Consider the following 23,968-nt stretch of genomic DNA (forward strand, 5'->3'; position numbering starts at 1 on the left):
ATTTTGTAAATTTATTAATAACATAAAAATAGATTGGATGTTGAATATTGGTGTCAAGACTGCAATATTGTCTATTATTGTTGTTATACCTCTATCAGGGTATGTATTGTGGTTATCTGAACAAAACAGGGAAAACATTCAACAAGTCTCAGAACATCATGAAATTTTAGTTACATTTTATCCCATTTACAAATTTACCAAAGCCGTGGGTGGAGACAAAGTTGATGTCTCAGTAATAATACCGTCCGGAGTAGAGCCACATGATTGGGAACCAACAGTACAAGATATTGAACACCTCAAAAAAGCAAACATGATAATCATAAATGGTGCTGGACTTGAACCATGGATATCTAAACTTGTTTCTGAAAACCCAAATATCACTATAATTGATTCTAGTAAAAATATTCATCTGTTAGAAAACAATGAAAATACGAATATGATAGATCCTCACATATGGCTTGATCCAATACTTGCCAAGATACAGGTACAAAATATCGCAGATGGTTTAATCAACATTGATCCAACAAATGCAGATTATTACCAACAAAATGCAAATCAATACAAAGCAAAACTAGATTTACTTGACAATCAAATTAGGACAGAACTTGGAACTTGTAATAAAAAAGACTTTCTTGCGTTTCATGATGCATTTTCTTACTTTTCTAAAGAATATGGATTAAATCAAAATACAATTGTTGGTGGACTGAATCCTGAAGCAGAACCAACTGCACAAACACTTCAAGAGATAGTCAATAAGGCACATGATCTTGGAATTCATGTGATCTTTACAGAAGAAGCAGTTAATCCACAAATATCTAAAGTAATAGCTGACGAAATACATGGTAAAGTTCTAGTTCTCAGCCCACTTGAAGTTACCAATACCCATGATGACTATGTGGAAAAAATGCAAGATAATCTATCAAATCTCAAAGAGGCACTTTGTTCATGAAACTGGTAGAGATTGACAATCTAACAGTTTCATATGAAGGAGTATCAGCACTTCATAACGTTACATTTTCAGTAGAAGAGAAAGATTTTCTTGGCATTATAGGACCAAATGGTGCAGGCAAAACTACTCTTTTCAGTTGTATGCTTGGGTTAATTACTAATTATCAAGGTACGATCAAATTTTTTGGTAAAGATATACGAAAATCCGTACAGCATTTAAAAAAAATAGGTTATGTACCACAAAAACCTGTATTTGAAAAAAACTTTCCTGCTACCGTAGAGGAAATAGTAGGAATGAGTCTTGACACTGACGATACTGATAAGGTAAGCAAATCTCTTCAAAAGGTATGGCTTCATGAACTTGGTAAACGCAGAATTGGTGATTTATCAGGTGGACAACAACAACGAGTCTTTATTGCAAAAGCTCTGGTAAATGATCCTCAAATATTAATTCTCGACGAACCTGTCACGGGAATTGATTCACAGAGCATGGATTTTTTTTATCATATTCTGACTGATCTAAATAAAAAAGAAGGAATTACAATTATCTGGTCTTCTCATGATCTTGATGCAGTAGCACGACTTGCGACAAAAGTTGCATGTCTTAACAGAACTTTGGCTTTTCATGGTGTATCTGAGGAATTTTTCCATAATGCAGATTTGTTGAAAATGTATTCTGAATCATCAATGCAGTTGCATATGCATAAACACGAGGATTAAAATGAATTTTGAAATATTCTCATATGCATTTATGCAAAGAGCTCTGGTATCAGGAATAGCAATTTCTTTGATGTGTTCTGTAATTGGATTATTTCTGGTTTTACGAAAACAATCTCTTTTTGGTGATGCACTTGCTCATGCAGCATTTGGAGGGATTGCAGCCGGACTTTATCTTAATATCTATCCATTATGGGCAGCATTTACGGTATCTGTCTCAAGTGCACTAGCTCTCGCAAAAATAAAACAAAAATTTCAGATCTCAAGTGATGCAACTGTTGCAATATTGCTGTCATCTGGTCTTGCAATGGGAGTAATTTTGATAAGTTTGGCAAAAGGATTCACTGTTGATATTTTCAGCTTTCTTTTTGGCAGTATACTTCTTGTAAGTTTACAAAATACTCTCCTTATTTTAGGGCTGTGTGGCACAATACTTATAATAATTTTATTACTGTACAAAAAATTTGTATATGTTACATTTAGTGAAGAGCAAGCAAAGGTAAGTGGGATACCTGTAGAGAAACTTAATTATCTATTTGTTACAATTACAGCCATTGTTGTAGTAAGCTCTATGCAACTTGTTGGCATATTACTTACATCATCTCTTATAGTGGTGCCAAATGTTACAGCCATACTATTCTCTAAGGGTTTTAAACAAACAGCAATAATTTCTATGAGTTTTTCAGTATTTTCATCCATATCTGGCATACTGCTTTCATATGTATTCAATGTGGCTCCCGGTGGAATGATAGTTTTAATCTCTATTATCATATTTGGCATTTCACTTGGAATAAAATCATTGAGAACCAGTAACAAATTCATCAGAAAGGCAGTAAATATAAGTAATAATGTGTCAAACTAGGCTAGTTACATAAAATGATATTTTATAACACAATAACTGCTAAACTAGATCATATTTTTATAAGATCTAAGGTACACACAAAACAATGAAGTCAAAACCATTTGGCGCACTATTTGGTCTTTTGGCTCTAGTTGCTATCTTAGGTGTAGCACCAGCATTTGGACAAACAGCAAATGAAATTGATATTGCAAAAGGTGCAGGCGGCAGCGCACAAGCAGCCTGTGTATCAACAAACAACTGCTTTAATCCAAATCCATTGACTGTTGCACCAGGAACAACGGTAACTTGGAAGAACACTGATACAACAATGCATGTAATATGCAGCGGTAAAGTCACAGATGATGAATGTGGCAAAGTGTTCGAAGATGACACTCTAAAACCAGGAACAACATTCCAATTTACCTTTGCAAATGCAGGTACATTTGATTACTTTTGCTCTGTGCATCCATGGATGACAGGTCAAGTAATTGTAGGAGCAGGTAGTACAACAAATACGAATTCTACTAATACATCCAGTACAATGAATGGAATGACAATACTAACAGCAAAGGCATCTGACGGTACAACTGTAACAATAAATACTTCTGGTCCTGTTAGTGGACAACCTTTGTCATTATCTATCTCGTTTACAGATGCAAGTGGAAACAAAGTACATCATCAGAACTATGCAATCACTGCTGTACAAGATGGTAATACTATATTGTCAAACTCAGCTGGACATACGCACACAGGCGATGACACACAAACAACTGCTGCAAATCTGTCATCTGCCGATCCAGTAGACATACAAGTAACTCTCAATGGTATTGGATTACCTACAGTGGATCCATCTACGTGGACAGGTGTTAAAGGTGAAGTACTAAGCTTTACACATGTTGTACCAGAATTTGGTCCAGTAGCATCAATAGTTCTTGCAATTGCTGTAATGAGCATGGTAGTATTTGTAGCAAAGACTAGAGGAATTCCAAAATTCTAAACTCTAACTTTCTCTTTTTTATTGTAAATAGATCTTATCGAATCCCAGACTGTGTGCATCGAACATATTTAGGAGAACCATCTGAGAGATTTTTATAGTAGCACTATATCACACAAAACAATGAAGTCAAAACCATTTGGCGCACTATTTGGTCTTTTGGCTCTAGTTGCTATCTTAGGTGTAGCACCAGCATTTGGACAAACAGCAAATGAAATTGATATTGCAAAAGGTGCAGGCGGCAGCGCACAAGCAGCCTGTGTATCAACAAACAACTGCTTTAATCCAAATCCATTGACTGTTGCACCAGGAACAACGGTAACTTGGAAGAACACTGATACAACAATGCATGTAATATGCAGCGGTAAAGTCACAGATGATGAATGTGGCAAAGTGTTCGAAGATGACACTCTAAAACCAGGAACAACATTCCAATTTACCTTTGCAAATGCAGGTACATTTGATTACTTTTGCTCTGTGCATCCATGGATGACAGGTCAAGTAATTGTAGGAGCAGGTAGCGGTACACCAAGTACAACAACTACTCCAGCAAATGTAACAACTACAACAACTACTCCCGCAACAACACCAAATGCAACAACTACACAGGATAATACAACTGCTGTACCAGAATTTGGTCCAGTAGCATCAATAGTTCTTGCAATTGCTGTAATGAGCATGGTAGTATTTGTAGCAAAGACTAGAGGAATTCCAAAATTCTAAACTCTAACTTTCTCTTTTTTATTATTTTTCTAAGACCCTAACTGTGGGTTTATTGTAGATAATGAAATAGCATGATCATCATGTAATACTCCTACTCCTATTGAAACATCTTTTATTCTGATTACAATTTTTGCCAAATCTTCATCTGAAAGAGAATATTGTTTGGCAAGAGCATCTTTGACTTTCTTTTCAGTGTCTGATATTTGATTTAATCCAGATGGGATGGATATATCAAGAGTTTTTCTAAACATACTTACTGGAATCTTTCCACTGTCATCTTGTATTATGTAAAATGAAATCTTGTCTACAATTACTTCGTGGGGTAGAGTGTCTAATGCATTTGCAGTATAAAATGCCTGAACATTTAATACGTTAATATCATTTGATGGTTGATCTGTCATAGTCATTCCTCCACCAAATGTGGAGTCTAAAGGTACAGTGATTATGGTGAATCCCTCTATGAAATTTTCATTATTATTTCCAAGTGAAGTTCTGATGTCTTGGCATGTTATACTTTTTGATGTTTCAGAGTCCATTTTGAATAAAACTGCATTTGAACTGGGGCCATTGTTTACTACTGCATTCCAAAAAACTTGTGTTTGAAAACTCTGTTTATTAAACAGACTAATGTCAGTATCATAGTGTCCTGGTCTTAGTGGGCCTTCTCCTGCGTATATTGAACCACATTCAAACTTGGTTGTATATGTAATACTTCTTGAGGACGAGGATGATGATTGTACTGGAGAATTACTAGGTATGTTTGTAAAAGTAACAACAGTTTGAGAATTATTTACTTGCGTGGTTTTTTGAATCTGATCAACATTGTATCCAGATACCGTATTTGTCTGAATTATGACATAATTTCCATTCTTAATTCCTGACAAAGTAATAACTCCATCCTTGTCTTTGTCAGTATCGTCTGAAGAATTATCTTTTATTGTATAATTTCCCGTTCCAGTAAATGGATTTGGTGATATTGAAAATTGGCTTCCTCCAATGAGTTTGTTGTCACTTGAGAGTGAAATTATAGTAAGTGACGAGCTTTGAGCAAATACTGGATTTTGATGTGTTCCCAAACCTGATATTATGAGCATAATTGATGCAACTAATATAACAAAAACCAATAGAAGTATCTTTGATTCTTTTTTCATTTTCTAGTTCTATGCTGTCTTGTTAATAATTTTATGTTAAGCACCAATGATGCTCAAGAATTAAATAGGTTGCAAGGTTTTTTTTAATTTATGCGACTTTACGCCAAGAGTATATTATCACTTGTTTTTGCCTTGATAATTTTATCCTCATCAGTTCCATTCATTCCTCAAAAAGCATACGGCGATGGTTTTACTCAAGAAAATGTTCAAGCAAACATTGGAAATCGAGTGATCACAGCTTTTATCAAATTAAACCCCCCGATAATAACTTCAGATAGTTCTGAAGACAAATATTTACAGTTTAGATTTTTTGATGCAAATACCAATACTACGATAAACAATGTCTCATTTTTCATTAATGCTACAAAAGGCGACAAAGTCTTAATGCATGAATTATTTTATACCCATTCTGGATATCTTACCATAAAGTTCCAACCTGGTGGTAGCGATGGAACATACACTGTATACGGTGATACTGATCCTGTTCTGGGTGGATGGATGTCACAAACAGATGAAGTGACAGTTGCAGGACCAATACTTTCTGAAGGAGGCCTTTATCATTTTCATATGGAACTATTAGCTCTTGACTATGCTAATACAATAATAGATAGATCAAATCCTCCAACCTTTGACTCTTATCTTAGTGTAGGAGATGTATCTACACAAGATGTAACATATCAAAATAATCAATATAACACAACTTTGATATCTTACTACGATAAGACATCAGACTTCAACTTTGATCAATCAACTAAACAATTTTCATGGAAAATGCCATTCAACTGGGATGTAAGCAGATTCCAAGATAGACCAATATTTATCCATGAAGAGTTACGAGTACCAAAATCTTTAACTGCATTTTCAGATACGCCAACATATTCTGCAAGTGCTGAAGGGTATGGTCTTACTGGAAGAAGAATAATTGTTGATCCATATACAATTGGTGACTACATGATAGTACATTTGTTCCTTAACAAAGCTGACTTGGTAAATATGGCAAAGACGGTACCTAGTGGAGCTAATGGTATTGATTTCACAGTGGCACCGGAAAAACCAAACGTACAATCATCAGCTTCTTTGCTAACAGACTTTGGTGGTTGGCACATAAAACTAGGATGGAATCCAACTACTTTATCCGCAAATTCACAAAATAAACTAAACATTAGTTTCTATGATTCATTTACAGAAAATCAAGTAAACGGTGATGTACATTATGATATACAACTACTTGATAAAGATCAAAGTGTATTATGGTCAAAGAATGATGCCGTTGCACAAAATGGTGTTGATACTCAAACAATAAACTTACCCAGTAATGGTATCTACAGTATTACTGTAAAAGTAAACTCGATTGTCAGTAATGGTGTTCCTGACACAACCAGAATTGGATTGGGTAGAGGAAACGTCGTGATACCTTCTACTGTAACAGAAAGTGATTCCCTGACACAAACAACCACTACATCTGATAACCAAACTCAATCAACTACATCTGATAACCAAACCCAGACTTCAAATGATACTGGAATTGTAATTCCAAAATGGATTAAAAATACTGCAGACTGGTGGTCCACTGATAAAATTGATGATCAAACTTTCATATCTGCAATTCAGTATCTTGTAAAGAATGGGATAATTCATCTTCCACCTACAACTGCAGCTAATACTCAAAGTTCTGTAATACCATCATGGGTCAAAAAGAATGCCGGATTCTGGGCTGCTGGTCAGATTGATGACAAAACATTTGCATCAGGAATCCAATATCTGATCAGCATTGGAATAATTACAGTATAATTCACAAAATGCTATTATAGAAATTACAAAGTGAATTCAATATTCAATGTTACCTATAAGAGACGAGAACCCAAAACCCGTAGGGTATAGGCCATATGTTACATACACATTAATCGCAATTAATATTCTAGTCTTTTTTTGGGAAATATCTGTAACACATCAATTCTGGGAATTTACAAATCAACATGCAGAGAATATGTTATTGAGTTACGGTACAATCCCAAGTAATATTGTAAATGTATTGGAAAATCACAACTATACTGCATTTACTTCTGTCTTTAGTTCCATGTTTCTTCATGCAGGTATAATACACATTGGAGGCAACATGCTATTTCTCTGGATATTTGGAGATAATGTGGAATACAAATTTGGAAGAGGTAAATACCTCATACTTTATCTTTTTTGGGGTGTAATTGCAGATTTTTTCCATATATTATCAGATCCATCTAGTACAGTTCCTGCACTAGGCGCATCAGGTGCGATATCTGGAGTATTAGGTGCATACCTTATCATGTTTCCAAATGCAAAAGTAGTGACACTGTTACTATTTGGTTTTTTCACTAGGTTGCAACGTATATCTGCGAAATGGTATTTACCATTCTGGTTTATTTTTCAAAATGTATTTCCTGCCTTAATTGGTTCAAGTGGTTCTGGGGTTGCATTTTTTGCTCATATTGGAGGATTTCTAGTAGGATTGTTTATTGGATTTATTTACAAAAAAACTCATGGCTCGGAATATATGTATGGTACACGATATGGGTGGAAAGGCGGTGGTACCAATTGGGGAAGGTAAATTCCATTCTCAAATCATACTTGGAATTCAAATCAGGACATTATTAAGAAATAAATTCTATGTGTTTGTCATTTGAGCATGCCTATAATAACAATCTCCATGTATCCAGGCAGAACTGAAAAACAGAAAGAGGAATTTGCGAAAGCCATAACAAAATCAGCAGTAGATATTCTCAAAACAAAAGAAAGTCATGTCATTGTAGTCTTTGAGGAAAATCCTAAAGAAAACTGGTATATGGCTGGCAGTCCTCTCTAAACACATTTTTATTTTATTCTAATTGATGAACCTCGTGACAAAAATTGCTCTAATTCAAATGCGAGCTGAAACTAGTAAAAATCAAAATTTAAAAAAAATTTTGCGTTATATATCACAAGCAACACATAGGGGTTCCAAACTTTGTGCATTTCCAGAATTCATGATGTGTTACACTCCATCATCACAATCTCCATCTGAACTTTCTACAATTGCTGAACAAATAAACGGAGAGTTTGTTTCATCGATTGCTGAAGCAGCAAAACAAAATTCAATGCAAGTTGTCGGTACCATGTATGAAAAAAGCCCACAGCCAAATAGAGTATATGACACATCATTTCTTATAGATAATAAAGGAAAAGTAATTTCAAAATATAGAAAAATCCATCTCTATGATGCACTTGGCTTTAAAGAGTCTGCAAAACTTTACCCTGGCTCAGCAATAACAAAACCAATCAAAACAATTGCAGGAAAAATGGGGATGATGATTTGTTATGATCTAAGATTTCCAGAAATGTCGCGAATCCTAGCATCATCAGGATCTGAGATTCTTGTAGTGCCATCAGCCTGGGTGCAAGGAAAAATGAAAGAAGAACATTGGATCACTATAAACAAGACAAGAGCTATTGAGAATGGATGTTACGTTGTATCACCAGATCAAGTAGGCAACATCTATTGTGGAAGAAGTTTGGTAGTTGATCCATATGGAAAAATACTTCTTGATATGAAAAAAAGAGAGGGTATTGGAATTGTTGATATCTCATTAGATGAGGTAAAACAAGTAAGAAAAAAGCTTCCACTTTTACAAAATAGGCGTACTGATATCTACACTAATCTCAAGATCTGATCCTGCTCGTGCATTTGATGTTAGCACATTGTCTAGTCCATTTTTGTTTTCTGGAATATCTCTGCAAAATAATTGGCCAAAAACAAATCTCACATGAGATTTTTGTTGCACAAATCATTCCTCTTTGAACAAGCGGTGATGATGCTCTACATCCATTGTAATAATTTGAACAACCGATGAATCGTTTTTTTGTCTGACGAGATCTAATTACTAGAAGTTTTCCTATGTGACAAACTGGGCATTCCACAAGACCATTAACAGGCACATTTGTACCAAGTATGACATATTTCCTTTTTTTCTCCGACCATGAAAGGTATCCGTTTTTATCATAATATTGCCTAATCTCACTTTGAATCTTACCGATCTTTTTCTTTGTTATCCTAACAGAATTTCTGGAATCTGGATGTCTTCTAACTATAACCTGAGTAACCCGATCTTTCAATGATTTCATAATGTATGTTCCACTAAAGAAACTACTGAAGAATTTTTATATGGAATCCAGTCAGCGAGATTTGTGGAAAAAGTCTGTCTTATTGGTGCTGGTAGTACAAAATATGGCAAATTGGAAGATAGTATTACAGATATTGCACTTCAGGCATCTGTAGATGCCATAGAAAGCGCAGGAATAAGTCCTAAGGAAATACAGGCCGGATACATCTCAAACGTGTTTGGTATAGCCGATAAACAAGTGCACTTGGGTCCTGTTATAATGAGTAATTTGGGTATACCGGAAGTTCCTTCACTATCTATAGAATCTGCATGCGGTAGTGGATCAGTTTCATTTAGAGAAGCATATGCAAATGTTGCTGCAGGCTTTTATGATGTTATCTTAGCAACAGGTGTGGAAAAAGTAACTCACACAGGTACTGAATGGACTACAACATATTTCTCATATTGCTCTGATTTCTTTTATGAAGGTGGAGCAGGTGCATCATTTCCTGGATTATTTGCATCCATGGCACGAGCATATCTTTCTGAATTCAAAGCAACTGAAGAAGATCTTGCAAAAGTTGCAGTAAAAAATCATGATAATGGTCTCTTAAATCCAAAAGCACATCTTAGAAAAAAAATATCTGTAGACGATGTTTTAAAATCAGCTGTAGTCGCAAGTCCTCTAAAATTGTATGACTGTTGTCCTTTCTCCGATGGAGCAAGTGCAGTAATACTATGCAGTGAAAAATTTGCAAAAGCTCACACTAAAAATTATGTTGAAGTCATTGGTTCAGGCAGGGGTGGATCACCTGCTGCACTGCAAGGAAGAGATCACATTACTACTATACCAAGCACAAAAATTGCGGCACAAGCTGCTTACAAGATGGCAGGAATAACAGCAAAAGATGTTGATTTTGCTGAAGTTCATGATTGCTTCACAATTGCAGAACTGGTTGATACTGAAGACCTAGGATTCTTCGAGAAAGGAAAAGCTGTAGAAGCTGTAAGAGAAGGACGAACAAAACTCAACGGAGATATCTCAATCAATCCTTCTGGAGGTCTAAAATCAAAAGGTCATCCAATAGGTGCTACTGGAATAGGTCAAGTGGCAGAAGTATTTGATCAATTAACAGGAAAAGCAGGTGAAAGAACTGTAAAAGATGCCAAAATAGGATTAACACATAATTTTGGTGCCACAGGCGCCAGTTGTGCCGTACATATATTCAGAAGTGTATAGACTTGCTTACAAAAGAAGAATTTGCTATAAATGCCAAATCTGGCAAAATTATGACCAGGAAATGCACCAAATGTGGTCATCATCATCTTGTAACAACATATTTCTGCCAAAATTGTGGGAATAAGGGGTTTGTAAATGATATAGTGGAGGGGAAGGGTTCTATTGTGACTTATACTATAATTACTGTACCTCCAGATGGCTATGAAGAATATGTGCCATATGCGTGGGTGGTCATGAAAATAGACAATTCTGAATTGCGAATTTCTGGTTTTATGGCAGGTATTAAATCCCCTGCAGATCTTCCACTTGGAACAAGAGCTCGAGTTACTGGTTATGATCAACGTGGAATCATAATTGAAAAACAGTAAACCAAATTTATTAAACTGATTAAAAAAATTCAAAAAATCTTTTTTATAATATTCTAATTAATGGTTGATTATAATGTCTGTTGATGTTGTTTGCGGAAGATGCGGAGCTAGAATTGCAAATATGAGAATGCTGAAATCAATAAAGGATGTGATGCGACCATATAACAGTAAATGTCCATCCTGCGGTCAGACATTGTCTCAATCTGAATTTAGTGTAGACGTACAGAAAAACTGATCTAAAAAGCTTACTTTTACGATCAAATCAGTCAAAAATCTTAATTACTGATGCACTCTAGACATCCCATGGAACTAAGCGAAGACTTTGGAGATCCAAAACGTGGTGGAATTCTACAATCTGCATCAAAACGTGTAAGAATGATCTTCTCTGTTATGGCAAGTCCAAACAGAATAGATATTTTGCGTATACTAAATTCAAAAGGACCTCTTACCTATTCTGAACTCAAATCACTTGCTGGTTTCAAGTCAAAAAAAGAAAGTGGTAAATTTGCATATCATTTGAGAAAATTACTTAGACAATCTCTTGTAGCACTTAACAAATCTGAAAGAAGATACACCATTACTAACTTGGGAAAACTCGTCCTAAGTCTTGCTAGGCAGATTGAGGAAAGATCTATTATTGAAAGTGGTAAGATGTACGTCAGGACTTCTCATGAGTCAATAGAAGAATTCAATTCTCATAAGATTATTCAATCTCTTGTTCGTGAAGGTAGCCTTCCACTAGAACTGGCTCAAAAAATAACTGAAGAAGTAGAAAACCGAATATACAAATTCCAAACATCGTATCTTACATCCTCGCTTATACGTGAAATGGTTAACTCTGTTCTTTTGGAACAAGGTCATGAAGATTACAGGCACAAACTAGCTAGATTTGGACTTCCTGGCTATGATATACGTGAAATGTTAACTAATGTAGATGGGATTCATAATGGAGTAGAAGGCCTAATATCTAAAACAGGCCAAAGCGTATTTGGAGAATATCTTGTACTGAATACTCTACCAAAAGATGTTGCTGATTCTCATCTCTCCGGTGATCTTCATATAACTAATGCTGGTTTATGGTCACTTTTACCTGATACTGTATTTGTAAACATAAAGGAACTCATTGAAGAAGGCGTTGACCTGAGAGGAAAATTCTTAAGTGTAACTAGAACTCCTTCTCCAAATTCATTGGATAGTCTATTTACTTCCCTGTCTATACTGACATCTCTACTCATCAAAGAAGCATCTCAAGAAGTAGTAATGGATGGTTTAGTTACTGTATTACAAAAATATGCCAAGAATTTGCCTGAGATTGAAGAAAAGCTTGCAAGCTGTTTTGCAAAAATATCTACAGGATCAAAATATGGAAAGAATGGAACTCTTGCTTCATTTAGAATTTCAATAAACACAGAACCAAAACTAGTTGGAACAATCCTTCAAGCATACAAAAAATATGTCAAAGTAACACCTCTTCCTTCAATAGGATTGATTGTTGATTATGAAAAAGCCAAGATAAGTGACTATTCTGAAGTATTGTCTGACATTATCGCATTAGGAGGACATATTATGTTCTCTAGAGGATTGGTGTCTAACAAGGGACTCTCACGTGGAGATACAAAAAATATTGGAACAACCTCAATCAATTTAGAATCATTGTCTATTAACATGCCACGACTTGCCTTTGAATCTAATAAAGATGAAACCTATTTCAGAGCACGACTTGCACTATTGATGAAACCAGCACTAGCAGCTATGTCTTTAAGAAAGAAAGAGATCTCTGATCTAACAAGACGAGGCCTAAACCCTATCCTTGCAAACAATACGCAATACATGCAAAAAGGTTCAGTTACGCTAGTTGTTAATCTGATTGGACTCAAAGAAGCAGTATATGGTATATTGGGATATGAAAATAATAAGACTGGGCATGAAATAATATCCAAAGTAATAAACACTGCCATAGAAGTAGCTGCCAAGAAAGGAAAGGAAATGGGAGATAATGTCATAGTTACCATGACTGAGAGTGATGCAGCCAGCCGTTTCTCGTCCCTTGATGGTGAAAAATATGGTAAGATGTCAATTAGTCATCATGTAGTAGGAGAATCATATTCCGAGGGAGTAATTCTTGATGCTGCTGAAATGGCAGAAATGAGTCCAAAAAATGAAAAAATTATAGAATCAAACTACTTTTCAAAAGTACTCAATGGTGGTTTATTGGTACAGTTAAAGATCCCTGACACGATGGATTCTTCAGAAATAAAGAAGGCTATAGAAAAAGCAGGAGATCTACTAGTGTCATTCAGACCGATCAAAAAAGTGCCTATTTGTAGTAACTGTGGTCTCAAAGAAGAAAAGATCGCTGAGAAATGCTCTGTATGTAAGTCACCATACATACTCGCATAACTTTCACCTTAGGAAAGATGAAATAATTAAAGAGGAAAACAATCTAAATTAATCTAAAATTTATACTGAATTTTCAATGAATCCTCAAAATTTATTTTATCTCGAGACGATCTAATACCATGAAAATCGTAACGGTGTCAACAAAATTGATCCAAAGTTTAGCTTTAGAAAATTATTTTTTGCCGCAGTGTTTATTTAACTCCCATTTGATAGGTTGGAGGGGAGTAATTTGACAGATTTTTCACAAATAGAAAATTCAATCATTCAAGTAAAAAAGCGAGATGGTCGAGTATCTGATTTCCAAAAAGATAAAATTTCAAATGCAATATACAAGGCACTTGTTGCATGCGGTAGATCCGATCATGGGCTTGCAGATAAACTAGCAGGTCATGTACTTGTAAAACTTGTTAATAGAGGATTTTCTGGTTCTGACGCACCAAGTGTAGAGGATGTACAAGATATGGTAGAATCTACTTTGATTGAAGAGGGCCTGGGAGAGATCGCAAAGGCCTACATCCTATATAGACATGAACGACGACGAGTTAGAGAAGAAAAGATGAAGGTTCTTGAATCTAAATCCCTTGATAGCGTCGCAAAAAGATTTGATCTAAACTGTTTGAGAGTTTTAGCATCTAGATATCTTCTACGTAACAACAAGGGCCAAATCACAGAAAGTCCAGGTGAAATGTTTGAAAGGGTTGCTATTCTTGTAGGTATTGCAGATATACTACGAGATCCATCTGTATTTCAAATTGAAAGTGGTACCATTCAAAATACTGAAGAAGCCACAAGATATTTGGACAAACTTGACGATTTCAACTATAAATTCAAGGTAGGAAAATACTATCTTAACAAATATCATTTTAGATCTCTTATCAATGCTTATATTGATTTGGCAAAACGTGGCCAAATGAAAGTAAGCTTTAGAGAATTGTTGACCATGTTAGCTGCAAACAAGTTTGAACAATATGCTGAGAGAATAAAAGAATCATCTGACCTGATGGTTGCTCAAGACTTTCTGCCTAATTCTCCAACCATGATGAATGCAGGAGCACGATTAGGCCAACTTTCTGCATGCTTTGTGCTTGCAATGGAAGATGACATGGAAAAAATAATGAAATCGTCATCAGATGCTGCATTGATATTCAAATCAGGCGGAGGTGTTGGAATCAACTACTCTGATCTGAGACAGGAGGGAGATATGGTAGCATCAACATCTGGAGTAGCTTCAGGACCAGTGTCTTTCATGAATATAATCAATACTGTTACTGAGGTAGTCAAACAGGGTGGAAAACGAAGAGGCGCAAACATGGGAATCATTGAAGCATGGCATCCTGATATTGAAAAATTCATTACTGCTAAAACAAAACCAGGTGTTTTGGAAAACTTTAACGTGAGTGTTGGCGTGTGGGAAGACTTTTGGGATGCACTTGTAAATTCACCAGATGGAAAATTTGTCCTTCGAAGTCCACGTGAAAGAGATCCTGTTCGAGAAATAAATGCACATCACCTAATTGACCTAATTGCATTATCTGCATGGAAGAGTGGTGAACCAGGATTGATCTTCTTTGATATTATAAACAAATACAATGTATTTGCTAAAGCAAGAGGAGGACCAATAAGAGCAACAAATCCATGTGGAGAACAAAGTCTCTATCCATACGAATCTTGTAACCTCGGTTCAATCAATCTCTCAAACTTTGTAAAAAGAAAAGCTGATGGTCAATACGAGTTTGATTGGCAGAGATATGAAGAAGCAATAAGAAAGACAACAAGGTTCCTTGACAATGTTATTGATGTAAACACATATCCTATCCCAGAAATTGACAAAGCATCAAAAGACTCTAGAAGAATTGGACTTGGAGTCATGGGAGTAGCTGATCTGTTATTCAAGTTACGAATTCCATATAACTCTCAGGAGGGGTATGAGTTCCAAGAGAAACTTGCCGAAGCACTCTCTTACTATTCCATGGAGGAAAGTGTAGCACTTGCAAAAGCGCGCGGGTCATTCCCATTGTGTTCAAAAACAGAGTTCCCAGAAGGTAAGATACCTATTGCTGGATACTATGAAAAACCAAAGAATGGACGAACTTATGATTGGGATGCATTGATTGCCAAGATTCAGAAACATGGTATCAGAAATGTTCTTACAACTACTGTGGCTCCTACTGGCACATTGTCAATGATATCTGACTGCTCAAACGGAATGGAACCAATGTTTGCTCTAGTATTTGAAAAGAGAGTAACAGTAGGTAGATTCTTCTACACTAACAAAATCTTTGAAGCAGTACTCAAAGAACATGGTCTATACAATGACCAGATTCTTGAGAAAATTGCAAATAACTATGGTTCAGTAAAAGGAATTCCGGAAATTCCAGAATGGATGCAGAAAATATTTGTCACTGCTATGGACATTCACTGGGCAGACCACTTGATGGCTCAGGGAGTATGGCAACGCTGGATAGGAAATGCCATTGCAAAGACAATCAATATGCCAAATGATGTATCATCTGATGATGTCAAGGCTGCATATCTACTAGCACATGATCTTGGTCTAAAGGGAATAACTGTATTCAGAGATGGTTCAAGACATGAACAAGTATTACACATGACTGGAAATAACGTACAAAAGAACTTCCAAGTAACTCCTAGTACATATGTAACAGATTATATCGCAAAGAATGTCACAAACTCATATCTAAAAACTGAGATAGAAAGAGCACTTCAGATAAAAATGCCAGAAAGTGTAACATCTACTCCCACACCAGCACTTACACCAGAACAAATGGAAGAAAGATTATGCCCTACATGTAAAAACAACTTGGTATTTGCAGAAGGATGTAGTGTATGCATTGAATGTGGATATAGCGGTTGCACATCTGGATAGGTTCTACAATCAAAACTCTTTTAGTATCTTTAATTCTTCAGGGTAATATTGAATAAAAAAATCCTAAGTGCATCAATTGGTGGAGGAACTGCAATAGCAGCTGTTGTTGTACTCTTTGTGTTAATCCCTTTGTTGCAATCAGGACCAACTCCGCCAGCTAATATTCAACATAATTCAAAACTTGGACTTGTCATAATGCCACCAACACAAAAACCTACATTAGATGAAATCAAAAGTGCATACTCTCAAGCAGCATCAATAGGTATAGGACGAAGTAATGTCTACCTCTCTTGGCCATTAATGGAGCCAAAACAAGGCGAATACAACTGGGGTTATTCTGATATTCTTATGGGATTAAATCGAGAACAAAATCTCAATGTTACACTCTACTTTTCAGTAATTAACAACCAAATCCTAGGCCCATTTCCAAACTGGATGGGAAAACCTCAACTAGACAAAAAGCTTCAAGATCAAACAGTAACTACGCTTGATGCGATACTCTCAAGATATTACATAGTAGACTATGTAATAATAGGTGGAAACGTAGATAGCTACTTTAGAGAACATCCAAGTGAGATTCCTCAGTATGTAGACTTTTTCAATGGGGTTTACAGCCAACTGAAAGCAAAACATCCTAACGTAAAATTTGGAAACTGGTTCTCATTAAATGATGTATCCAATCATTATGAAGGAGATCTTGTAGGAAAACTAAACCAAGGAGATTTTGTAGCGTATTCTTACGCACCAGTAGATCTATTGTATTATGAAAATAATGGTACACAGCAAGAGGGAGCTAATTTACACAAAATGATTGATTATGCAAAGGGTAAAAAAATAGCATTAATGGAGGTTGGTTGGAGCACCGATAAATCAATTAACGGAACAAAAGAAAACCAACAAAAATTCGTCCAAGTTGTATATGATTTCTATAAAAAGAACCAAAATGACTTTGAGTTTTTGACTTGGTACAGGCAATATGATAGACCTGTTGATACATGTTATAGTTCATTGAATCAAGATAGTAGTTCTATATTTGGTAATGATATAGTATTGAATAATACTGCCGCATATCTATGTGGGACAGGTTTGTTTGATGTAGATCAAAATCCAAAACCTGCTTGGGATGAATTAAAACATCAGATACAATCCATCATTAACTCTTAATTATATAACTACAAGTCATTTCATTATTGAAATATGTTGTAATCTGTAGTGTAATTCTGTTAATTGTACACATTATTCCTGTACACGCTGTGTATGAACCTCCCACAAATGAAGAAAAAACATTATTTGATCAACTTTTATCTCAATTTCAAACAGTAAACGCACCAAAAAAGGATGTATCTGATGTGATAGATACGCTTCAAAAAACAATGCTAATTACTTTTTCATGTAGTCAGGGTGATGTCCATAGTAAAATTATGACATTTGTAAATACTAAATTAGCAAAATTTGATGAAAACACCGTTCATCAGGATCTAGTTACTGGAGGATCTTATACTTGGCATTGTTCTGAAGATATACAAGCTGGAAAAGGATCATTGGTCTGTAACAATGAAATTAGAATTAATCCTAAAGTGATATCAAATGATACTCAAGTAGATACAAGATTACACAATATTGAAAATTTAGTTATATTGTATCATGAATTACTTCATGGACAACTAATGATTGATGCGATAAAGGGCTCTACATTGTGGCAGAAAGAAACCTGTAATTCTCAATCTGGAAGTGATATTGATTATTCTTTTGCTGATCCTGATCACAAAATAATCAACTATCTACAAACACAATTTGCATCTGAACTTGTAGATCAACAAGGTGGAAAAATGATAACCAAAGAAATATCTCCTGATATGACAAATAATGGTACATTTACTATCAAAGTGCTTAGCTTTACAGACTATCCCTCATTTGGAAGTGGTACAAAGATAACTCTTAGAACAAATAACATATCTGAAGATTCATTCTTTCAGATAAAAAATGATGTATTTCTTAGTGGATATCTCAAAGATATAACAAAATCAGGAATTGCATGGTTCTACATCTTTAATTCTGAGAAAACACATGATACGCCAGAGCCTGTTCCTGTCTGGGTAAAACGAATTGCTGGTTTGTGGTCAAGTCAACAGGGACATGATGGTGATTTTAATGCTGCACTAAATTATATGATTGAACATAATATTGTAAATACCGATAATGGAAAAAATACCATATCTACAGTACCCCATTGGTTACAAAAGAATGCCCACTTGTGGTTTACTGATGAGATTGGGGATAGCGTATTTGTTAATTCCATACAATATCTAATTACTAAAGGAATAATTTCTTAAAATAAGATGCGGTCGCCGGGATTTGAACCCGGGTAACGGGCTTGGAAGGCCAGTGTACTAACCAAACTATACTACGACCGCTCACTCTGCCAATCTTAGACCTACATAATAATTCTTTTTTCATACTCATAAAGTACACGTGAAATTATGATATGGGCTTCAAGAGCCATCTTGTCAACTGATAGAACTTTATCAAAATACTGTGCATTATTTTCGAAAAATTGACCTTTAGGAAATCCTCCAACCACAATACATGTATCATCACACATTTCTTCTGATAATTTTTGATATGAACTTTTGATGCCTTTGCTTGATAATGCAATTGTTTTTGTAGGATTGATTTTTTTAACGAGACTACCAAAATTCATACTTTCTATTTCAAGAAGTGTATTTTCATTTTCTATTATTTTTCCAGTTGCATACAATTTTTCAACGAGTCCTGTGAATCTATGATATGATTTTGGTAGCCGTACATTTTGTCCCAATGTAATCACTTTATCATCAATTGTATGAACAAACACATTCAATTTGTTCTCAAAATATAGGGGTATACTACAAGCTTCAAGAAGAGAAAAATGAATCAGATCTGGCCTGCCACGTTTTATCTCATTTTTGATTCCCTTCATTGCCGCAAAATGCCATGAAATATCAAGCAAAATCTCTGCTGGTCTTTTTCCAATTCTTCTGGCATGTGATATTACTGAATTATGTCTCTGTAATTCTACAGGCACTAACTCTAGTGCAGCTTCAATTATTACAAGTGATAGCAAGATTGTAATTTAAGAGTGGGAATTATTAAACAACATGAAACCTGTCATTAAGGCCCTTTTAATAGAGAGAATGGGAATTCTAATTAAAAATGCTACTAGTAACGCAAGAGTTCATCCAGAATTAGCACAAAGACAAGCCATGCTTGCAAAAAGACTTTCTACAAAATATCGTATTAGAATGCCATATGAATTACGAATTCACTACTGTAAGAGATGCAAACAATTCATAGTACCAGGATTTACAGCAAGAATTAGAATAGGACGAAGTAATGTAAAATCAATACGTATTACCTGTAATTTCTGCAATCATACATATAGAAAGATAATAAAAAACAAATTCTAATAGGTCAATGATTTATAAGACGAACTTTGAATTTTGGTTTTTATGGCAAAGGCATATGATGTACCAGCCGATTTACTGATTAGTAAATTAACCGAGACTCTGAAAAACGAGGATATAGTACAACCAAGCTGGATTCCATTTGTTAAGACTGGAGCTCATGCAGTAAAACCTCCACAACAGAGTGATTGGTATTATACAAGATGTGCCTCCCTCTTAAGAAAAATTTACTTACACGGACCTATAGGCATAAATGATTTACGATCAATGTATGGAAGTACCAAGCCAGTTGGTTATGGAGGTGCTCATCATAGAGATGCAGGAGGTGCAATAATAAGAACTGCAATACATAGCTTAGAAAAATTAGGTTATCTTGATAAAGTTGAAGGAAAAGGAAGAACAATATCTCATGAAGGTATGAAGAAACTTGACAGACTTTCAACTGAGATCTTAAATGAATTAATTGCAAAGAATCCAAATCTAAAGAAATATTCTTAATAAAATCATGAGCTCTTCTAATCCAAACGATGATAGAAATCCAAGTGATGCTGAAGTTTCCGCTTTAAAGGAAAATGCTTTAAAAACTCTACTTTCTGCAGATGCAAGATTAAGACTAAATAACGTGCGAATGGTGAAACCTGATCTTGCAGCTATGGTTGAAAACTACTTGTTAGGATTAGCATCTCAGGGACGTCTGCATTCACAAATATCAGACGATCAACTAAAACAAATTTTATTATCTACTCAACAACCAAAACGAGATTTCAAGATAAATCGCAAATAGTATAGGGAAAATATATTAGGGGTAAACAGATCGATTATCGATATGAAAGCAGTTGTTTATGACAAATATGCTCCAAACGATGATTACAAATCCATTCTAAGTGTAAAAGATATCCCTGAACCAACTCCAAAGCCAAATGAAGTTGTTTTTCGTGTCAGAGCAGCAGCTCTGAATTATAATGATATCTGGGGTATGAGAGGTCAACCAGTACCAGTGCCATTACCACACATATCAGGTTCTGATGCTGCAGGAGAAGTTGTTGCAGTAGGGGCAGATGTTACTAATTTCAAGGTTGGAGATCGTGTCGTTTCACATTCTAACATGTCATGTAGAGTATGTGAAGCATGTACTGATGGTCGTGAATATGATTGCACAAAGAGAACCATTTGGGGATTCCAGACAGGACCTTTATGGGGTGCATATTCTGAGTTTACACATCTTCCAGAAGTCAATGTTGCAAAAGTTCCAGATAGTGTAAGTTTTGATGAAGCTGCAGCAGCTTCCATGACATTGCTTACTTCATGGCACATGCTGGTAGGAAGAGCAAGAATTCGTCCTGGTCAAACAGTACTCATTATGGGAGGAGGTTCTGGTGTTGGAAGTTTTGGAATTCAAATTGCTAAACTATACAATTGTAATGTTATTGCTACTGGAAGTCCAGATAAGCTTGACAAGTTGAAAGAACTCGGAGCTGATTTTGCCGTAGATCATAGAAAACCAGATTGGAGCAAAGAAGTCAGACAGATTGCCAAGCCTTTTGGCGGTATTGATATAGCCTTTGATCACATCGGTCAAACTCACTGGAATGATCAACTAACCTTGCTAAAATATGGCGGAACACTAGTAACTTGTGGAGCAACTACTGGATATGACGCAAAGACAGACTTGAGACATATCTTTTTCAAAGGTACTAATATCTTGGGTTCTACACAGGGAACAAAAGCAGAACTAGAACAAGGCCTGTACTGGATGGGTAAGAAGAAAATTAAATCCATTATAGATTCTGTATATAGCTTCGAAAATGCTGCTGAAGCACACACCAAGATGCTTACTGGTAAAGGATTAGTAGGTAAAATCCTCCTCAAACCATAATCTTTTCTATTTATGGCAAGACTCTTGCGTAGTCTTTTGTTTGTACCGGGTAATAACAATCGTTTCTTAGAAAAAGCAAAATCTCTTGTGGCAGACATTGTTTGTTTTGATTTAGAAGATTCTGTTCCATTGGAAGAAAAAAAATCTGCAAGAAACTTGATAAAAAATGCATTGAAAAACAGATCTGAATATGTCTCAGAAATTTATGTACGAACCAATTCTCCTGTTTCCGGAATGATACCTGAGGATCTGTCCGAAATTGTGCAATCCGGGATTGATGGAATAGTAATTCCTAAGGTGAATACCGAAGATGAAATAAGAAAGATTGAAAAAATAATGACAAGTTTAGAAAAAAAACGTTCCCTTAAACCAATAGAATTGATAGCATCGATAGAATCAACACAAGGTGTTGTAAATGCATATTCTATTGCTTCATGCAATAGAGTTTCAGCACTAGTTTTTGGTGTATTTGATTTACTAAATGACCTAGGTGTGGAATATTCAAAGAACCCTGAAGGTGCAATATACTCTAGATCAAAAATTCCAATTGATGCAAGAGCAGCAGGAAAATATGCAATAGATGCAATATGGCAAGATCTCGACGATACAAAAGGATTAGAAAAAGACTCTATATCTGCAAAAAATCTTGGATATGTAGGAAAAAGCATAATTCATCCTAATCAAATTGATGTTGTTCATCGGATATTCTATCCCACCCCTCAAGAAGTAGAATGGGCAAAAAAAGTCATTAATGCCTATACTTTAGCCAAGAAAAAGAAAAAAGGAGCTACTACTGTTGATGGAAAAATGATTGATGAAGTACATTACAAAAGGGCTATGGCTTTGATTAATTCTATAAAATGAGTATCTTGATCATATTTGATAAACATAAATCATCTCAATGTGAATGAAAAACCAGTAATGTTTACCGGAATAATTGAAGGTCTTGGAAAGATTGTCAAATTTGGTACAACAACAAATAGCCGTAGTGCAGCAAAAATGCACATTGATCTTGGTAGAATTTCTAGGGGTCTCAAAGTAGGAGATAGTGTAGCTATTAATGGCGTTTGTCTTACAGCAATCAAAATTTCAAAAGGAATAACAGAATTTGAAATGATTGGTGAAACGATCAAAAAAACTAATCTAGGATCATTGCAACGTGGTGATAAAGTAAACATAGAACGAAGCTTAAAAATTGGTCAACGATTAGAAGGTCATTTTGTACTAGGACATGTTGATGGAGTTGGTATTATCTCTAAAATTGAAAAACAATCTAATCAAATACAACTTTGGATAAAAATTCCACAAGAATTATCAAAGTATGTCATCAAAAAGGGTTCAATTACTGTTGATGGAATTAGTTTAACAGTAGTAGATGTGTTGAAAAACCAATTCTCTGTTTCTTTAATACCACACACTGTGAAAATAACTAATCTTAGTTACAAAAAAATTGGCGATAAAGTTAATATTGAAACTGACATCCTTGGAAAATACATTTTATCTGATGATTAATCTATTACCATTATAGTGGTAATTACCAATTTTCGAGTAAGATTTATAACATTAGTGAAAAGCTGATCATATGTATGTCTCTAGATGAAGCACTAACATCACTTCGTAGAGGTGATTTTATTTTGCTCCATGATGGAGGAAAACGTGAAAATGAGGTAGATATGGTTGTTGCAGCAGAATTTGTAACTCCTGAGCATATTGCACGTATGAGAAAAGATGCAGGGGGTCTAATTTGCATGTCTATCAATCATGGATTTGCATCTAATTTAGGATTGAACTATATGCATGAAATTCTTTCTACATCACAAAATTTTGACTCTGGATTAAAAAAGATGATTATTGGTACTGCACCTTATGGGGATAGGCCATCATTTTCAATTTCAATTAATCACAAGGATACATTTACCGGGATTACCGACAAAGATAGGGCACTTACTATTTACGAAATGTCTCAACTATTCAAAAATAACAAACCTGACAAAAAAGAAATTTTCAATTCAAATTTTAGAACACCTGGTCATGTGCCATTACTTATAGCATCAGAAGGATTGTTGTCCAATAGGCTTGGGCATACTGAAATGTCGATTTATCTAATGAAACTTGCAGGACTCTCACCAGTTACAGCAATATGTGAAATGTTAGATTCTCAAACATATGCCGCATTATCCACTAAAAAAGCACAAGAATACGCAAAAAATAATGCTATACCATATTTTGATGGTACTGAACTTGTCAAACTTGCTAGGGGGAATTAAA

General features: G+C 35.2%; 25 protein-coding genes and 1 tRNA gene. 23 read left to right on the forward strand and 3 right to left on the reverse strand.

Features of this window, described 5'->3' with window-relative positions; translation table 11 throughout:
- Nucleotides 1–37 precede the first annotated feature (37 nt).
- The 5 genes from NSIN_RS02470 (at nt 38) to NSIN_RS02490 (ending at nt 4,223) form a co-directional block, all read left to right on the forward strand.
- Nucleotides 38–949: a metal ABC transporter solute-binding protein, Zn/Mn family gene (locus tag NSIN_RS02470; protein WP_101009235.1), complete on the forward strand. Its 912-nt coding sequence runs from the start codon at nt 38–40 to the stop codon at nt 947–949.
- Nucleotides 946–1,668 carry a metal ABC transporter ATP-binding protein gene (locus tag NSIN_RS02475; protein WP_101009236.1) on the forward strand — a complete coding sequence of 241 codons (723 nt, stop codon included), beginning with the start codon at nt 946–948 and terminating at the stop codon, nt 1,666–1,668. The genes NSIN_RS02470 and NSIN_RS02475 overlap by 4 nt, the downstream gene beginning before the upstream one ends.
- 1 nt (nt 1,669) lies before the next feature.
- Complete coding sequence (locus NSIN_RS02480; protein WP_245871882.1) at nt 1,670–2,527, forward strand: metal ABC transporter permease; 858 nt, start codon at nt 1,670–1,672, stop codon at nt 2,525–2,527.
- Between the two features lie 85 nt (nt 2,528–2,612).
- Nucleotides 2,613–3,503, forward strand: a complete 891-nt coding sequence (locus tag NSIN_RS02485) for a plastocyanin/azurin family copper-binding protein (protein ID WP_101009237.1) — start codon at nt 2,613–2,615, stop codon at nt 3,501–3,503.
- Between the two features lie 120 nt (nt 3,504–3,623).
- On the forward strand, nt 3,624–4,223 hold the full coding sequence (locus NSIN_RS02490) for a cupredoxin domain-containing protein (RefSeq protein ID WP_101009238.1): 600 nt from the start codon (nt 3,624–3,626) through the stop codon (nt 4,221–4,223).
- Between the two features lie 29 nt (nt 4,224–4,252).
- Here NSIN_RS02490 and NSIN_RS02495 read toward each other — a convergent pair whose 3' ends face one another.
- The gene (locus tag NSIN_RS02495) at nt 4,253–5,374 is read right to left on the reverse strand and encodes a SpaA isopeptide-forming pilin-related protein (RefSeq protein WP_101009239.1); all 1,122 of its coding nucleotides are present in this window, start codon (nt 5,372–5,374) and stop codon (nt 4,253–4,255) included.
- Nucleotides 5,375–5,464: 90 nt separating this feature from the next.
- Here NSIN_RS02495 and NSIN_RS02500 point away from each other — a divergent pair, with 90 nt between their 5' ends.
- The 11 genes from NSIN_RS02500 (at nt 5,465) to NSIN_RS02550 (ending at nt 18,714) form a co-directional block, all read left to right on the forward strand.
- Complete coding sequence (locus NSIN_RS02500; RefSeq protein ID WP_101009240.1) at nt 5,465–7,165, forward strand: hypothetical protein; 1,701 nt, start codon at nt 5,465–5,467, stop codon at nt 7,163–7,165.
- A gap of 46 nt (nt 7,166–7,211) precedes the next feature.
- A complete protein-coding gene (locus NSIN_RS02505; RefSeq protein ID WP_101009241.1) occupies nt 7,212–7,958 on the forward strand; it encodes a rhomboid family intramembrane serine protease in 747 nt (248 codons plus the stop codon).
- 78 nt (nt 7,959–8,036) lie between these two features.
- Nucleotides 8,037–8,213, forward strand: a complete 177-nt coding sequence (locus NSIN_RS02510) for a tautomerase family protein (RefSeq protein ID WP_101009242.1) — start codon at nt 8,037–8,039, stop codon at nt 8,211–8,213.
- A 25-nt stretch (nt 8,214–8,238) separates the two neighbouring features.
- The gene (locus NSIN_RS02515; protein WP_101009243.1) at nt 8,239–9,057 is read left to right on the forward strand and encodes a carbon-nitrogen hydrolase family protein; all 819 of its coding nucleotides are present in this window, start codon (nt 8,239–8,241) and stop codon (nt 9,055–9,057) included.
- 514 nt (nt 9,058–9,571) lie between these two features.
- On the forward strand, nt 9,572–10,726 hold the full coding sequence (locus NSIN_RS02525) for a thiolase domain-containing protein (protein ID WP_101009245.1): 1,155 nt from the start codon (nt 9,572–9,574) through the stop codon (nt 10,724–10,726).
- Nucleotides 10,727–10,728: 2 nt separating this feature from the next.
- The gene (locus NSIN_RS02530; protein WP_133124035.1) at nt 10,729–11,094 is read left to right on the forward strand and encodes a Zn-ribbon domain-containing OB-fold protein; all 366 of its coding nucleotides are present in this window, start codon (nt 10,729–10,731) and stop codon (nt 11,092–11,094) included.
- A 73-nt stretch (nt 11,095–11,167) separates the two neighbouring features.
- Nucleotides 11,168–11,329, forward strand: coding sequence for a hypothetical protein (locus NSIN_RS09395; RefSeq protein ID WP_165775224.1), 162 nt, complete (start codon nt 11,168–11,170; stop codon nt 11,327–11,329).
- Between the two features lie 68 nt (nt 11,330–11,397).
- Nucleotides 11,398–13,494: an anaerobic ribonucleoside-triphosphate reductase gene (gene nrdD, locus NSIN_RS02535; RefSeq protein ID WP_101009246.1), complete on the forward strand. Its 2,097-nt coding sequence runs from the start codon at nt 11,398–11,400 to the stop codon at nt 13,492–13,494.
- A gap of 229 nt (nt 13,495–13,723) precedes the next feature.
- Nucleotides 13,724–16,381, forward strand: a complete 2,658-nt coding sequence (locus NSIN_RS02540) for an adenosylcobalamin-dependent ribonucleoside-diphosphate reductase (RefSeq protein WP_101009247.1) — start codon at nt 13,724–13,726, stop codon at nt 16,379–16,381.
- Nucleotides 16,382–16,429: 48 nt separating this feature from the next.
- Entirely contained in the window at nt 16,430–17,545 is a 1,116-nt protein-coding gene (locus NSIN_RS02545) for a hypothetical protein (protein WP_101009248.1), read from the forward strand.
- Nucleotides 17,546–17,571: 26 nt separating this feature from the next.
- Nucleotides 17,572–18,714, forward strand: a complete 1,143-nt coding sequence (locus NSIN_RS02550) for a hypothetical protein (RefSeq protein WP_101009249.1) — start codon at nt 17,572–17,574, stop codon at nt 18,712–18,714.
- A 7-nt stretch (nt 18,715–18,721) separates the two neighbouring features.
- Here NSIN_RS02550 and NSIN_RS02555 read toward each other — a convergent pair.
- A tRNA-Gly gene (locus NSIN_RS02555) sits at nt 18,722–18,795 on the reverse strand.
- A gap of 20 nt (nt 18,796–18,815) precedes the next feature.
- Complete coding sequence (locus NSIN_RS02560; RefSeq protein ID WP_101009250.1) at nt 18,816–19,484, reverse strand: ribosome biogenesis protein; 669 nt, start codon at nt 19,482–19,484, stop codon at nt 18,816–18,818.
- Nucleotides 19,485–19,518: 34 nt separating this feature from the next.
- Between NSIN_RS02560 and NSIN_RS02565 the strand changes: the two genes are divergently transcribed.
- The 7 genes from NSIN_RS02565 (at nt 19,519) to ribB (ending at nt 23,967) form a co-directional block, all read left to right on the forward strand.
- The gene (locus tag NSIN_RS02565) at nt 19,519–19,827 is read left to right on the forward strand and encodes a ribonuclease P protein component 4 (protein WP_101009251.1); all 309 of its coding nucleotides are present in this window, start codon (nt 19,519–19,521) and stop codon (nt 19,825–19,827) included.
- A 42-nt stretch (nt 19,828–19,869) separates the two neighbouring features.
- On the forward strand, nt 19,870–20,322 hold the full coding sequence (locus tag NSIN_RS02570) for a 30S ribosomal protein S19e (protein WP_101009252.1): 453 nt from the start codon (nt 19,870–19,872) through the stop codon (nt 20,320–20,322).
- Between the two features lie 7 nt (nt 20,323–20,329).
- Nucleotides 20,330–20,608, forward strand: a complete 279-nt coding sequence (locus NSIN_RS02575; protein ID WP_101009253.1) for a DNA-binding protein — start codon at nt 20,330–20,332, stop codon at nt 20,606–20,608.
- 42 nt (nt 20,609–20,650) lie between these two features.
- Nucleotides 20,651–21,700, forward strand: a complete 1,050-nt coding sequence (locus NSIN_RS02580) for a zinc-binding dehydrogenase (RefSeq protein WP_101009254.1) — start codon at nt 20,651–20,653, stop codon at nt 21,698–21,700.
- A gap of 12 nt (nt 21,701–21,712) precedes the next feature.
- Nucleotides 21,713–22,564: an HpcH/HpaI aldolase/citrate lyase family protein gene (locus tag NSIN_RS02585; RefSeq protein ID WP_101009255.1), complete on the forward strand. Its 852-nt coding sequence runs from the start codon at nt 21,713–21,715 to the stop codon at nt 22,562–22,564.
- A gap of 57 nt (nt 22,565–22,621) precedes the next feature.
- Entirely contained in the window at nt 22,622–23,212 is a 591-nt protein-coding gene (locus NSIN_RS02590; RefSeq protein ID WP_101009989.1) for a riboflavin synthase, read from the forward strand.
- A gap of 74 nt (nt 23,213–23,286) precedes the next feature.
- Nucleotides 23,287–23,967 (forward strand): 3,4-dihydroxy-2-butanone-4-phosphate synthase, encoded by a 681-nt coding sequence (gene ribB / locus NSIN_RS02595; RefSeq protein WP_101009256.1) that lies wholly within the window; start codon nt 23,287–23,289, stop codon nt 23,965–23,967.
- Nucleotide 23,968 lies beyond the last annotated feature (1 nt).

The sequence above is a fragment of the Candidatus Nitrosotalea sinensis genome, assembly GCF_900143675.1.
GTDB lineage: Archaea > Thermoproteota > Nitrososphaeria > Nitrososphaerales > Nitrosopumilaceae > Nitrosotalea > Nitrosotalea sinensis.